The organism is Arthrobacter sp. NQ4 (assembly GCF_029077345.1).
GTDB lineage: Bacteria > Actinomycetota > Actinomycetes > Actinomycetales > Micrococcaceae > Arthrobacter.
This window is the reverse complement of record NZ_JARETC010000012.1, coordinates 76381-88841: the sequence shown is the minus strand read 5'-3', so window position 1 is coordinate 88841 and position 12461 is coordinate 76381. Positions and strand designations below refer to the sequence as shown.

General features: G+C 67.5%; 16 protein-coding genes. 9 read left to right on the top strand and 7 right to left on the bottom strand.

The features are described 5' to 3' along the window. Positions 1–121 precede the first annotated feature (121 nt). The 5 genes from PUN51_RS17540 (at position 122) to PUN51_RS17520 (ending at position 3463) form a co-directional block, all read left to right on the top strand. Positions 122–631 carry an amino-acid N-acetyltransferase gene (locus tag PUN51_RS17540; RefSeq protein WP_159634302.1) on the top strand — a complete coding sequence of 170 codons (510 nt, stop codon included), beginning with the start codon at positions 122–124 and terminating at the stop codon, positions 629–631. 249 nt (positions 632–880) lie between these two features. Next, a complete protein-coding gene (dhaK, locus tag PUN51_RS17535) occupies positions 881–1882 on the top strand; it encodes a dihydroxyacetone kinase subunit DhaK (RefSeq protein WP_159634300.1) in 1002 nt (333 codons plus the stop codon). 2 nt (positions 1883–1884) lie between these two features. Next, positions 1885–2517: a dihydroxyacetone kinase subunit DhaL gene (gene dhaL / locus PUN51_RS17530; RefSeq protein WP_159634298.1), complete on the top strand. Its 633-nt coding sequence runs from the start codon at positions 1885–1887 to the stop codon at positions 2515–2517. After that, positions 2514–3254 carry an HPr family phosphocarrier protein gene (locus PUN51_RS17525; protein ID WP_275181938.1) on the top strand — a complete coding sequence of 247 codons (741 nt, stop codon included), beginning with the start codon at positions 2514–2516 and terminating at the stop codon, positions 3252–3254. Before dhaL ends, PUN51_RS17525 begins: the two co-directional genes overlap by 4 nt. Positions 3255–3289: 35 nt before the next feature. Beyond that, positions 3290–3463 carry a hypothetical protein gene (locus PUN51_RS17520; protein WP_201302476.1) on the top strand — a complete coding sequence of 58 codons (174 nt, stop codon included), beginning with the start codon at positions 3290–3292 and terminating at the stop codon, positions 3461–3463. Here PUN51_RS17520 and PUN51_RS17515 read toward each other — a convergent pair. Genes PUN51_RS17515 through PUN51_RS17505 form a run of 3 tightly spaced genes read right to left on the bottom strand, consistent with a single transcriptional unit; the run spans position 3460 to position 5306 of the window. Further along, positions 3460–3966, bottom strand: a complete 507-nt coding sequence (locus PUN51_RS17515; RefSeq protein WP_275181937.1) for a hypothetical protein — start codon at positions 3964–3966, stop codon at positions 3460–3462. The two genes, PUN51_RS17520 and PUN51_RS17515, sit on opposite strands and share 4 nt — an antisense overlap. 29 nt (positions 3967–3995) lie before the next feature. Further along, a complete protein-coding gene (locus PUN51_RS17510) occupies positions 3996–4427 on the bottom strand; it encodes a DUF3592 domain-containing protein (protein WP_159634291.1) in 432 nt (143 codons plus the stop codon). Positions 4428–4487: 60 nt separating this feature from the next. Beyond that, complete coding sequence (locus tag PUN51_RS17505; protein WP_236560927.1) at positions 4488–5306, bottom strand: A/G-specific adenine glycosylase; 819 nt, start codon at positions 5304–5306, stop codon at positions 4488–4490. A 274-nt stretch (positions 5307–5580) separates the two neighbouring features. On the opposite strand from PUN51_RS17505, the gene PUN51_RS17500 reads away from it, so the two are divergent. Continuing rightward, positions 5581–6279 carry a hypothetical protein gene (locus tag PUN51_RS17500; RefSeq protein WP_224024266.1) on the top strand — a complete coding sequence of 233 codons (699 nt, stop codon included), beginning with the start codon at positions 5581–5583 and terminating at the stop codon, positions 6277–6279. 97 nt (positions 6280–6376) lie between these two features. On the opposite strand, the gene disA is transcribed toward PUN51_RS17500, so the two are convergent. The 3 genes from disA to PUN51_RS17485 form a co-directional block, all read right to left on the bottom strand. Further along, positions 6377–7453, bottom strand: a complete 1077-nt coding sequence (disA, locus tag PUN51_RS17495; protein WP_159634285.1) for a DNA integrity scanning diadenylate cyclase DisA — start codon at positions 7451–7453, stop codon at positions 6377–6379. A 248-nt stretch (positions 7454–7701) separates the two neighbouring features. Beyond that, complete coding sequence (locus PUN51_RS17490) at positions 7702–8202, bottom strand: 2'-5' RNA ligase family protein (protein ID WP_159634282.1); 501 nt, start codon at positions 8200–8202, stop codon at positions 7702–7704. An 83-nt stretch (positions 8203–8285) separates the two neighbouring features. Then, positions 8286–8516 (bottom strand): hypothetical protein, encoded by a 231-nt coding sequence (locus PUN51_RS17485; RefSeq protein ID WP_224024268.1) that lies wholly within the window; start codon positions 8514–8516, stop codon positions 8286–8288. Positions 8517–8713: 197 nt separating this feature from the next. On the opposite strand from PUN51_RS17485, the gene PUN51_RS17480 reads away from it, so the two are divergent. Together PUN51_RS17480 and PUN51_RS17475 are read left to right on the top strand one after the other, a co-directional pair. After that, positions 8714–10327, top strand: coding sequence for a peptide chain release factor 3 (locus PUN51_RS17480; protein WP_275181936.1), 1614 nt, complete (start codon positions 8714–8716; stop codon positions 10325–10327). A 7-nt stretch (positions 10328–10334) separates the two neighbouring features. Then, positions 10335–11564: a beta-ketoacyl-[acyl-carrier-protein] synthase family protein gene (locus PUN51_RS17475; RefSeq protein ID WP_224024272.1), complete on the top strand. Its 1230-nt coding sequence runs from the start codon at positions 10335–10337 to the stop codon at positions 11562–11564. Positions 11565–11609: 45 nt separating this feature from the next. On the opposite strand, the gene PUN51_RS17470 is transcribed toward PUN51_RS17475, so the two are convergent. Beyond that, positions 11610–12098 carry an NUDIX domain-containing protein gene (locus tag PUN51_RS17470; protein ID WP_224024274.1) on the bottom strand — a complete coding sequence of 163 codons (489 nt, stop codon included), beginning with the start codon at positions 12096–12098 and terminating at the stop codon, positions 11610–11612. A gap of 119 nt (positions 12099–12217) precedes the next feature. Here PUN51_RS17470 and PUN51_RS17465 point away from each other — a divergent pair, with 119 nt between their 5' ends. Continuing rightward, complete coding sequence (locus PUN51_RS17465; RefSeq protein ID WP_159634264.1) at positions 12218–12457, top strand: hypothetical protein; 240 nt, start codon at positions 12218–12220, stop codon at positions 12455–12457. Positions 12458–12461 lie beyond the last annotated feature (4 nt).

The following is a 12461-nucleotide window of genomic DNA, read 5'->3' as shown; positions in this document are numbered from 1 at the left end:
AGATTGCGAGGCGAAGGGGGCTGGGGCATTTACGTAGCGTGCGTCTAAGCGAGGAACGAGCGAGCACGCGGTAAATGCCGCAGTCCCCGAGCCGGAAGCCTTCGCCTCGTAGGATTGCCTTGTGACCGACTCCTTCCGCATCCGCCCAGCACGCACCAGCGACGTCCCCGCCATCAAGAAGCTGGTGGCGCCCCTGGCGGAGGAGCGCATCCTCATGGCGAAGGAGACGGTGGCCTACTACGAGAGCCTGCAGGAGTTCCGCATCGCCGAGTCGAGCGACGGAGAAATGATCGGCTGCGGGGCGCTGCACGTCATGTGGGAGGACCTGGCTGAAATCCGCACCCTTGCGGCCTCCGGGCAATGGCGTGGCAAGGGCGTGGGCCACGTCCTGGTGGAGAGCTTGCTGGAGGAGGCCCGCGCCCTCGGCGTGTCCCGGGTCTTCTGCCTTACCTTCGAGGTGGACTTCTTCAAACGCCACGGGTTCGAGGTGATGGCGGACCAGTCCGCAGTGGACCCGGAGGTGTATTCGGAGCTTCTGCGTTCGCACGACGAAGGTGTGGCTGAATTCCTGGACCTGGCGCGGGTCAAGCCGAACACCTTGGGCAACACCCGGATGATCCGCACCCTTTAGGCAGCCCTGGGGCCGCCCGAGGCATACCCCTCTTGGTTTTACTCGAATTGATGGATAAACTACTGGAGGCCGATATGTGGGGGGCCTCAGGGAAGGGACAGTCATTGGGGGCTGTCCCTTTGCTGCGTCCGGGACCCGCCGCCGGCGGACGCGGCCAGAAAACCCGGGCCGGAGGAACCTACCGCCACCTGCGATCCCGGTAGTAGGGTCGGAAACACATCCTTCAGGAGCACAGCCAGGAGCACCGCCATGAAGAAACTCATCAACGATCCAAAAGCCGTTGTCCAGGAAGCTGTCCAGGGCTTTGGCCTGGCACACGCCGGACTTGTCACCGTCAGCGAAGACCCCATCTACATCACGCGCAAGGACGCGCCAGTGGCAGGCAAGGTGGGGCTGGTTTCAGGCGGCGGCAGCGGGCATGAGCCGCTGCATGCCGGCTATGTAGGGCGGGGAATGCTCGACGCCGCGGTGCCCGGGGCGGTGTTCACCTCACCTACCCCGGACCAGATCCTTCCCGCCACCCTCGCAGTCAACTCCGGTGCCGGCGTCGTGCATATCGTCAAGAACTACACCGGGGACGTCCTGAACTTCGAGACCGCCGGCGAACTGGCCGAGGCTGAGGGCGTAAGCGTCCGGACCGTACTGGTCAACGACGACGTCGCGGTGGAGGACTCGCTGTACACCGCCGGCCGCCGGGGAGTGGGCGGCACCGTGCTCGTGGAGAAGATCGCCGGCGCCGCTGCCGAGCGTGGTGATGGCCTGGACGCCGTGGCCGCCATCGGCGAACGGGTCAACGCCAACGTCCGGACCATGGGCGTTGCGCTGTCAGCCTGCACTGTGCCGCATGCCGGCACGCCAAGCTTCGACCTCGCCGAGGATGAGATCGAGATCGGGATCGGCATCCACGGCGAACCCGGCAGGCACCGGATCCCCATGGAAAATGCGGACAGCATCACCAACCGCCTGCTGGAACCCGTCCTGGCCGACCTCAAGATCAGTTCCGGCGACAAAGTACTGCTGTTCGTCAACGGCATGGGCGGCACCCCGCTGAGCGAGCTCTACATCGTGTACCGGCGGGCGGTGCAGGTGTTGGCGGATGCCGGCGCCACGGTGGAACGTTCGCTGGTGGGCAACTACATCACGGCGCTGGAAATGCAGGGATGTTCCATCTCCGTCCTCCGGCTCGACGACGAGCTCACCGAACTCTGGGACGCCCCCGTGCACACCCCCGCCCTGCGCTGGGGCGTGTAGCCGTGGTGCTGGATGCCAACTGGGCCGTCAAGTGGCTGACCTTGTGCGCGCAGGCCATGGCTGAACACCGCGTTGAACTCATCGAACTGGACCGTGCCATCGGGGATTCGGACCACGGCGAGAACATGGACCGCGGCTTCCAGGCGGTCCTTGCCAAGCTCGGTGAATCCGCGCCCGAAACGCCGGGGGCGGCGCTGAAGATGACAGCCATGACGCTGATGTCCAAGGTAGGCGGCGCGGCCGGCCCGCTCTACGGGACAGCGTTCCTTCGCGCCGCCACCGCCCTCGGTGATTCCGCCGAGATTGACCCCGCTGCCTGGGCCGGCGCCCTGGAGGCCGCCAGGGACGGCATCGTGGCGCGCGGCAAGGCGGAATCCGGGGACAAGACCATGGTGGATGCGTGGACGCCGGCAGTTGATGCCGCCCGCGCCGCAGCCGACGGCGGCAGCAACGATGTGCTGGGCGTCCTGGTGGCAGCCGCTGAGGCAGCGGAGGCTGGGGCGGTGGCCACCGACCCGATGGTGGCACGGAAAGGCCGCGCGAGCTATCTTGGCGAACGCAGTGCGGGCCACCGTGACCCGGGAGCAGTGTCCAGCGCGTTGATCCTGCGTGCTGCCGTTGGGGCGGCTGCGTGACTGTCAGCATCGTGGTGGTGTCGCACAGCGAAAAAATTGCCGACGGCGCCGTGGAGCTTGCCGCCCAAATGGCGCCGGATGTAGTCATCCTGCCAGCCGGGGGCACCGACGATGGCAGGATCGGCACCAGCCTGGAGAAAGTCCTCGCCGCCCTGGAAAAGGCCGGGGGACAGGCTGGCGGTGGAACGTCCGGGCAGGCCGGCGGGGATGGCGCCGGGGCAACTGGCACCGTGGTCCTGACAGACCTGGGATCAGCCGTGATGACCGCGGAATCGGCGCTCGAGTTTTTGGAGAATCCCGCCGGTGTCCTGCTTGCCGACGCGCCGCTGGTGGAAGGCCTGGTGGCCGCGGCCGTCGCCGCGCAAGGTGGTGCGGACGTCCATGCGGTCCTCAAAGCGGCCGAAGGCGTGCGCGGTCCGGCGCGCGAACCGGAGCGGGGCGGGGCGGGAGCCGAACACGAGCCTGTCAGCAGCGGCCCGCCGGACTTCACGGGCGACTTTGAGCTGGTGAACCAGGCCGGCATGCATGCCAGGCCTGCTGCGAAAGTGGCAGGGGGCCTGGCTTCGCTCGACGCCGAGGTCACCATCAACGGCGTGGACGGTGCGTCCATGACCGGATTGATGACCCTGGGCGCGGGCAAGGGCACCGTGCTGCACGTGGAAGCGTGGGGCGCGGATGCTGAACGGGCTGTGGAGTATGTCGGCGGCCTGGTGGAGGCCGGCTTCGGCGAGCCCTGAGCTCCCTGGCCGTTCCTGGGAATAAGCTCGATGGCATGGAACGGCCGCTTGCAGACAACACCCCGGAAATCGAAGTGCTGGACGGCCAAATCTCCGTGGAGGAACTGCTCGCCGAACTGGGCTTCAACTGGAGCGCTGAACCGGTGGGCAGCGGCGCCGCGGCCGGAGCTTCCGACGACGGGACCTTCACCCAGCCGGCGCTTTTCTAGCCCCGCGGCTTTTGGGATGCCGGCTGCTGATGCAGCCCGTCGCCGTCCAGCGTAAGCGATGCCGACAGGAACTTCCCGCACTGCTCACCGAACGGGTACAGCGCCTGAGGGCGGAACTCCAAGGTGCGGACGGCCAGCGCTGTCCCGTCAGGAGCTGTGCCGGAAGCGGTCACCGTCATGGGTGATTCCGTCAGGGTCTCCAGCATCAGCGTGGCCACCTTGGTGCCGTCGGGAGAAGCCGTGGCCGAGCAGGCGCCCTCTTTCGTGCACCCCTGGTCCACGGAGGAGCTGCCGGGGCGGAGTTCGGCGCCGGACTCTTTGCAGGTGCCGTCCTGGCACGCCCGCAGATGCAGCGTCTGCACCTGGGAGGAGTAGCCGGCGGTGACTGTCACGGCCACGGAGGTGGCCTGCGCAATCGCCGGGCAGGCGCTGCCGCCGGGCCCGCAGGCGGAAAGGCACACCGCAGCCATCCCCAATGCCACCAGCATTCCGGGCTTGTGCATGCCTTCAGGCTACCGCGCCGGCGGCACACTCAGCCCATTGGAAAAACGCCGATGAACCAGAACGAGGCGACGGCGAAGACCGCGAAAAATGCGATCAGGCAGCCCATGGCCGTGCGCGGCTCCGAGGACACCTGAAGTGATTCGTTGGGGTTCGCCGGGTTGTAGGCCACCTCGATCAGCGAACCGGGAACGGGCTGCTCCACCCCGGAGATTTCGGACTTGCCCATGAAGAGGGTGCCCTGAGGATCCGTGAACTGGTACGTGGGGAAGTAGCGGAGGTTCCGGTTGGAGCCGCCCACGCCGCTGGTCCACCCGGTTGCGCTGCCGGTGACGGTTGCCTGCGCCTTGGGCCAGGATGCCATCTGTTGTTCCTGCCGCTTGGTCCGGCGCGACGCATGGAGCAGCGAAAATATCGCCGCGGCAACAAACAGTGCCCAGACGATGTACAGAATGGTCTTCATGGCTTCCCCCGGTTCCGGTCACCAAGAAGTATGCCATCCCGGGCCCGCGCCGCCGGTGGGTCAGGCAGGAAGCCGGTAGCCGCCGTCGTGCATCTCTGCCAGCCCGTCCGCCAGCAGCCCCGCCAGCGCCCGCTCCAGCTGTTCAGGGGCGGAGTTGAGCCGGTGCAGCGCGGCCAGCGGCACCCCGATTCCTTCCGGGGCGAAGCCAAGGTCGGCAGGTTCACGCTCGAACATGTCCGGCGGCACGGGCGAGTCCGCCAGCCTGAGCACGGCCAGCACGGCGCCGCGGACCTGGCGGTCGGTGCCGTGCCAAGCCTGCCCCTTGGGAACGTACGACGGCGGGGGCTCACCCGCCGCCAGCCACGCGCAGGAATCTTTGACCGGGCAGGCAGCGCACTTCGGCGCCCTGGCCGTGCACACCAAAGCCCCAAGCTCCATGACCGCAGCGTTCCAGCGCACGGAAGTTTCGTCGTCGTCCGGCAGCAGGGCGGCGGCCAGGCGCATCTCCGCCGCGGTCAGCGCCGGGGCGGGAAGCGCGACGCCGGAGACCAGCCGGGCGTGCACCCTGCGGATGTTGGTGTCCACCACCGTTTCCCGGCGGCCGTACGCGAACGCTGCCACTGCGGCGGCGGTGTAGCTGCCCACCCCGGGAAGGGCCAGCAACTCGGCGTGGGTGTCCGGGACCCTGCCGCCATGCTCCTGCACGATCGCCGTGGCTGCGGCGTGCAGCCGAAGCGCTCGGCGGGGGTAGCCCAGCCGGCCCCACGAGCGGACGGCTTCCCCTGCCGGTTCGCCCGCCAGCCCGGCCGGGGTGGGCCAGCGCTTAAGCCACTCATGCCAGACCGGAAGCACCCGGACCACGGGGGTTTGCTGCAGCATGATCTCGCTGACCAGGACGCCCCACGCGGAGCAGTCCGGTTCGCGCCAGGGCAGGTCGCGGGCAATGCCGGCGAACCAGCCGTTGATCCGGTGGTGGAGCAGCTCCAGGTTTGCGGGGTCCGCCGGAGCGTGCTTTGCGGGGGAGGTTTGAGTGTCGATGCCAACACTGTAATGGAAGGGGTCCGGCGGGCCGAAAACCGGTTGTGACCAGCGCGATGGGCCTGCGGCGGCGTGGTGGCAGTGCAGATCCGGCGGGTTTCCCTAGCCTAGGAGGATGGGCAGGCAAGGCAATTCATCAGCGCGCGGCACGGCATCGGGTTCCAGCAGCGTCCGGAAGCCCAGCGCCGCTGTGTACCGCCGCCGACGGATGGTTGTCGGTGGTGCGCTCCTGCTGGTGATCGCGCTGGTGGCGGGCGGGTTCGCGCTCGCCGCAGCCTTCACGGGCGGGTCCCAAAAGGCATCCTCCACCCAGCCTTCGTCCACCGAAACCGCTTCGAACCCGGCCGCATCCCCGTCTGCTGCCGCCACGCCCTCCGCCTCCGCGGCGTCCGCCACGCCGTCGCCCACGGCCCCGGCGACGCCCACCTGCAACCAGAACCTGGTGACTGTCTCGGCCGCCACGGACAAACCCGCCTACGGCCCGGGGGAAAACCCGCTGCTCACCCTGAAAGTGACCAATGGCGGCACTGTGCCCTGTGAGGTCAACATCGGAACCTCCCAGATGGAGTTCCTGGTGACCAGTGGCTCTGACCGGATCTTTTCTTCGAAGGACTGCCAGGCCTCCAGCGAGGACCTGGTGAAGGTGATTGCGCCCGGTGCCAGCGAAACCGCCAACTTCCCGTGGAGCCGTAACCGCAGCGCCGATGGCTGCAAGGCCGTTGCTGCGGCCCCCGGCGGCGGCGGGGCGTACTACATCTTCACCGCCAAGCTGGGTTCCCGGGCCAGCCCCAAGGCCGTCTTCCAGCTGAACTGAGCTGGCTTTTCATCGATTGCTGCGTAATTGTCGTTTTCAGGCTTCATAACGACAACTACGGAGCACTCGATGAGCGGGTGTCCCACGGATGGGAATTTTAGAGGAAGCGGTCCAGGAGGCTGGCCTCTGCCATGCGGCTGAGGCCTTCGCGGACGGTGCGGGCGCGCTGGTCGCCGATGCCGTCAACGGTCATGAGGTCATCAATGGTGGCGGCCATGAGGTATTGCAGGCCGCCGAAATGGTCCACCAGGCGGTCCGCCACGGCCTTGGGGACTGCCTTGAGGCCGGACAGCAGCCGGTAGCCGCGGGGCTGGACCACCGCGTCGAGATTGGCTTCGCCGCCCGCAAACCCCACAATCGCGGAGATCTTGCCAAGGTCGATCAGTTCCGTGGGGCCCAGGCTGACAAGTTCGTGGACGGCCTTGTCGATGTCGTCCGCGGAGGCATTGGGGCTGGCGTAGTCACGGATAATCACGTCGCTGCCGGGGCCCCTGCCCACGGTGAGTTCGTCGAGCTGCAGGGAGAGGAGCCTGCCGTCCTCGCCCAGTTCCAGCACGTACTGCGAGATTTCCTCGGAGATGCGGCGGACCATTTCCTGCCGCTGGAGGGTCACGGCCACGTCCCGCACCGTCACCATCGCCTCGATTTCCAGCGCAGACAGCGAACTGGTGACCTGGTCCAGCCGGGCGCGGTAGCGCTCCAGGGTGGCCAGGGCCTGGTTGGCGCGGGCAAGAACGTTCTCCGAGCCCTCCAGGACGTGGCGGAGACCGTTGACGTAAAGGGCAATGATTTGCATGGACTGGCTGACGGAGATCACCGGGACTCCGGTCTGCTTGGCCACCCGTTCCGCGGTGCGGTGGCGGGTGCCTGACTCCTGGGTTTCGATGCTTGAGTCCGGGACCAGCTGGACCGCCGCGCGCAGGATGTTACCCGCGTCCTTGTCGCAGATGATGGCGCCGTCCATCTTGGCCAGTTCCCGCAGCCGGGTGGGCGAGAACTCGATGCCGATATCGAATCCGCCGGAACAGATGGAATCGATGGTGCGGTCGGAGCCAAGGACGATCAGTGCGCCGGTCCGCCCGCGGAGGATCCGTTCCAGGCCGTCCCGAAGCGGTGTTCCGGGTGCAACCCTGCCCAGAGTGGCCTTCAGCGACTCTTCGGGGCTCCGCGCCATAGGTGTTTCCCTTCAAAGGTGCGGACCGCCGCCCGCAGGAATGCCGGCATCTGCAGGTGGCCGGCAGGATCAAAAAAGTGCTCTGATTCCCGCAAGCTCAATGATAGGGGTAAGAAGCCCAAGTTCCGCACGGGCAAGCCCCAAAGTGCCCCATTAGGGGGTAACCGGACAGGCCGTAAAAGTGCCCCCTGGATGTCATGCGGGGCAGGCACTTTCGCTCCGTTCAGCCGCGGTTTCTGCCGCCCGGCTCAGGCAGCCCCTGCCAGGAGCGTGACCGTTTTGGTGCTGCTGTCCCACAGCCGGGCTGCCGTGCAGCGGCCCTCCACGCGAAGGTCCAGCAGGTCCATGGCCGTCCCGAGTTGATGGCCGGGAATGCGGCGGGAGATGGTGACGTGCGGTGTCCATGCCCCCGGCAGGGTGAGCGGCAGTGCACCTGCAAGCCCTTGGTGGAGGTGGCGGTGCAGATCCAGCAGGGGAGCGGTCAGCAGGACAGACCGGGCCAGCACGTACCTGCCGGCTCCGGCGGGAAAGATGATGGCGCCGGAAAGGATCATGTCCAGGGGCAGCGCCTGCCAGGGCCCTTCCTGGCCGGCCTGCAGGTCCGCTCCTGCGGCAAGCGTGATGTGTGGACTGTTGCTGGGTGAGGTGTGCGCTGCCAGGCTGGGCAGGCCGGCGGCTTCGAGGCGCGCCCAGTCGGCCCTGATAAGGGCGTCCGTGCGGTCATCAAAGACCAGTTCGATGCTGCGCATAAGCACATCATGCCGTTACCCGCTGCCCCTTTCCGCGACGTGGTGTGCGCGCCGGGAAAGCCGGGCCGCGGCCGCGGGGTGTTTCAGCGCGTGCGCTCCCTGAGCATCCGCTCCAGATCCCTGCTGACTTTCGAGAGGGACGCGGCTCGGAGCGCCTTGTGTTCCGCCGCCGTCTGGACGCCCCGTTTCCGCAGCGGGGCGGAGGGAATGGCGCCGCCGGGCCCCTGCGCACCCGCACCAGACGGGCCGGCGGCCAGGTTGGTGGCCAGCGGATCAAAGAAAAGATTCCCGGAGAAAGTGGCGCCATGCATCATGCGCCCACGCTAACCGTCCGGCATTTCGCGGCTTTGAACGGCCGGTTTCGCCTGCGTTAAGCGCAGCCCATGCCGGTTTGCCGCCCTGCGATAAACTTGTACTTTGGCCGTTTGCCAATCCTGATTCCCCGCCCTCGAGTCGCAGCGCAGAACCCGAATGGCCCCTGGGCAGCCACAACCGCAGCGAAAGTAGCACCGTGTCCCAAGATGTCCTGACCCCCGCCCGGATCTCCGAGATTCACAAGCAGGCGGGCCGCCGCAGGACCTTCGCCGTCATCTCCCACCCGGACGCCGGTAAGTCCACGCTCACCGAGGCGCTGGCCCTGCACGCGAAAGTGATCGGCACCGCGGGTGCCTCCAGCGGCAAGGCCAACCGGAAGGAAACGGTCTCGGACTGGATGCAGATGGAGAAGGACCGCGGCATCTCCATCAGCTCCGCAGCCCTGCAGTTCTCCTACCGGGACACTGTCATCAACCTCCTGGACACCCCCGGCCACGCCGACTTCTCCGAGGACACCTACCGCGTGCTCGCCGCCGTGGACTGTGCCGTGATGCTGGTGGACGCCGCCAAGGGCCTGGAAACCCAGACCATGAAGCTCTTCGAGGTCTGCAAGCAGCGCAACCTGCCCATCATCACAGTCATCAACAAGTGGGACCGGCCGGGCCTGGACGCCCTGGCGCTGATGGACGAGATCACCGAACGCACCGGACTGCAGCCCATGCCGCTGACCTGGGCCGTGGGCATCTCCGGCGACTTCCGGGGCGTGTGGGACCTGCGGAATGACCGCTTCGCCCGGTTCCAGCGCAACAACGCCGGCGCGCAGATCGCCATCACCGAATACTTCACGCCGGAGGAAGCCGCCGAGAGCCAGGGCAGCAACTGGTCCGACGCCGTGGACGAGGCAGGCCTGGTGATCGAGTCCAACCTCGAGTTCGACGTCGAAGCCTTCCACGCGGGAAAGGCCACCCCCATCCTGTTCAGCTCCGCCGCACTGAACTTCGGCGTCAAGGAGCTGCTGGACGCCCTGGTGGACTTCGCTCCGCCGGCGTCCCCGCGCCCCGACGTGGACGGTGCGGCCCGCCCGGTTGAGTCGCCGTTTTCCGGCTTCGTCTTCAAGGTGCAGGCCGGCATGAACAAGGCGCACCGCGACCACGTGGCCTTCATCCGGGTCTGCTCAGGCGTCTTCGAGCGCGGCATGGTGGTCACCCAGACCCGCACCGGCAAGTCCTTCGCCACCAAGTACGCACAGCAGGTGTTCGGCCGGGAACGCGAAGTCATCGACGAGGCGTATCCCGGCGACGTGGTGGGGCTGGTCAACGCGTCATCACTGCGCGTAGGCGACAGCCTGTTCCTTGAGGAACCGGTGGAATACCCGGCCATCCCGCTGTTCGCCCCCGAGCACTTCCAGGTGGCCCGGTCCAAGGACCCCAGCAAGTTCAAGCAGTTCCGCCGCGGCATCGAGCAGCTCGAGCACGAGGGCGTCATCCAGGTGCTCCGCTCCGACGTCCGCGGCGACCAGGCGCCGGTGCTTGCCGCCGTCGGACCCATGCAGTTCGAAGTGGTGGAGGACCGCATGGCCCACGACTTCAGCGCCCCCATGCGCCTGGAACGCCTGCCCTACTCGCTGGCCAGGATTTCGACGGCGGACGCCATGCCCGCGCTGGCCAACGTACCGGGTGCGGAGGTGCTTTTGCGGTCCGACGGCGAATACCTCGCCTTGTTCAACGACGTCTGGGCGCTCCGGCGGATCGAGAAGAACCACCCGGACCTGACACTCGTGCCCATCGGCACGCACAACCCGGCGAAATAAGGCATCCGTGAACACTCCTGCACCCCGCGCCGTCGTCACCGGTGCCGGCACCATCAACCCGCTCGGCACCACGGTCAAGGAGACCTGGGAGGCCCTGCTTGAGGGGCGCTCCGGGATCACCGCCCTGCACCAGGACTGGGCGGAGCAGCTGCCGGTCAAAATTGCCGGGCAAATTACTGCCGACCTTTCGGAGCACCTCAGCACCCGCGAAATGAAGCGGATGGACCGTTGCGGCCAGCTCGCCCTGGTCGCAGCCCGTGAGGCGTGGACGCAGGCCGGGAGCCCCGAGGTTGACCCCGAGCGGTTTGCGGTGGTGATCGGTTCCGCATACGGCGGCCTGGGTTCCACCATCGAGCAGGACCGCACGCTGAACCAGTCCGGGCCGCGGAAGGTTTCCCCGCACACCCTTACCCGGCTGATGGCCAACGGTCCCGCCGCCTGGGTCTCCATCGACCTTGGCGCCCGCGGCGGCGCACGGACGCCGGTCAGCGCCTGCGCCTCAGGGGCTGAGGCGATTGTCCAGGCAGCCGAGCTGATCCGCTCCGGTGCCGCCGACGTCGTTATTGCCGGCGGCGTCGATGCCTCCGTCAATGACCTGGTGATCAGCGGCTTCGCGCAGATCCGTGCACTGTCCACCCGTTCGGATGACCCGCAGCGGGCCGCGCGCCCGTTCGACGGCGGCCGGGACGGGTTTGTGCTCGCCGAGGGAGCCGCGGTGGTGGTGCTGGAGAGCGAAGAGCACGCCCGTGCCCGCGGCGCCATCATCCTTGGTGCCGTCGCCGGGGGAGCGGTGACCTCCGATGCCAACGACATCGTGGCGGCAGATCCTGCGATGCAGCGCCGCGTCATGCAGAAGGCGCTGGACTCGGCCGGGATGGAACCGGCGGGGATTGGGTTTGTCCACGCCCACGCCACGTCCACCCCCGTGGGTGACCGGCTGGAAGGCCAGGCGATCAATGCCGTCTTCGGCGCCTCCGTACCGGTGACGTCCACGAAGGGTCACACCGGACACCTGCTGGGCGGCGCCGGCGCGCTGGCCGCCGTCGTGGTCCTCGAAGCCCTCCGCACAGGCCACCTTCCCGGGACGCTGAACGTGGAGGCACTGGACCCGGAAGTGGACCTTAACGTCGTCACCGAAAACGCCCACCAGCTTCCGCCCGGGTATGCCCAGGCGGGCCTGGTGAATGCGTTCGGCTTCGGCGGCCACAGCGTGGCTCTGGTGCTCACCGGCGCGTAGCCAAACGCTGGAAAACGCCGATGCAGCAGCGCGTTAAGCGGGGGTCTAGCTGCCCGCCATGTCCTCAACCAGCGCATCGAGGATGGGTAGCTGGCCCTTGACGAGTTTGAGCCGGGCCTCCTGCTCAGGGAACCAGCGGGCGTCGTCGATCTCGGGGTAGTGCTGGATTTTGCCGGACCCCTTGGGCCATTCCAGCGGGAAAGTGTTGCTGTTGATCGCCTCCGGGGCGAACTCAGCCTGCGCCGCGTAGGCGGTGATGAGCTTTCCGGAGGACTGCCGGAACTCGCCGAGCAGCCGGTATTCAGCCTCCGGGGCCGCAGTCCCCATCTCCTCTGCGAACTCCCGCAGTGCAGCAGCCAGCGGGTCCTCGCCGTCGGCGTACTCACCCTTGGGAATGGACCAGGCGTGCGTGTCCTTGCGTGCCCAAAACGGACCGCCCATGTGGGCTATCCATACCTGCAGCCCGTCCGGGGCGCCGCCGGGGGTGGCCGGGGCCTGCCGGTACAGCAGGATGCCTGCGCTTCGAATGGGCATTGGGTCTCCGGATCGTCAGGAAGTGCAGTTGCCGTCCGCCGTTAACGTGGAGTTCACGGCGCTGCTCTAGGTTATTCCTTCAGGCACCCTGCCAGGCACTCCGCTCGAAAGGAGCACTCATGGCCAACATTGCTGAGGTTTTGGGACGGCTCACCCCTGAAGAAGTGGAAGAACTCCGCAGCCTGGGTCCCCAGGGCCACCTGCCGCGGCATCTGGTGGATGCCCTGGACCGCGCGGCCGGGGGAACGGGGTCGGGCCGCGGGTACTACGTTGCCAATGGCAATGTGAGCGCCACCGGCGGCCCGCTGCTGGTGCTGCGCAGCGACGTTTCCAGCTGGCTGGCCGGCGCCGCTACCTGACTGC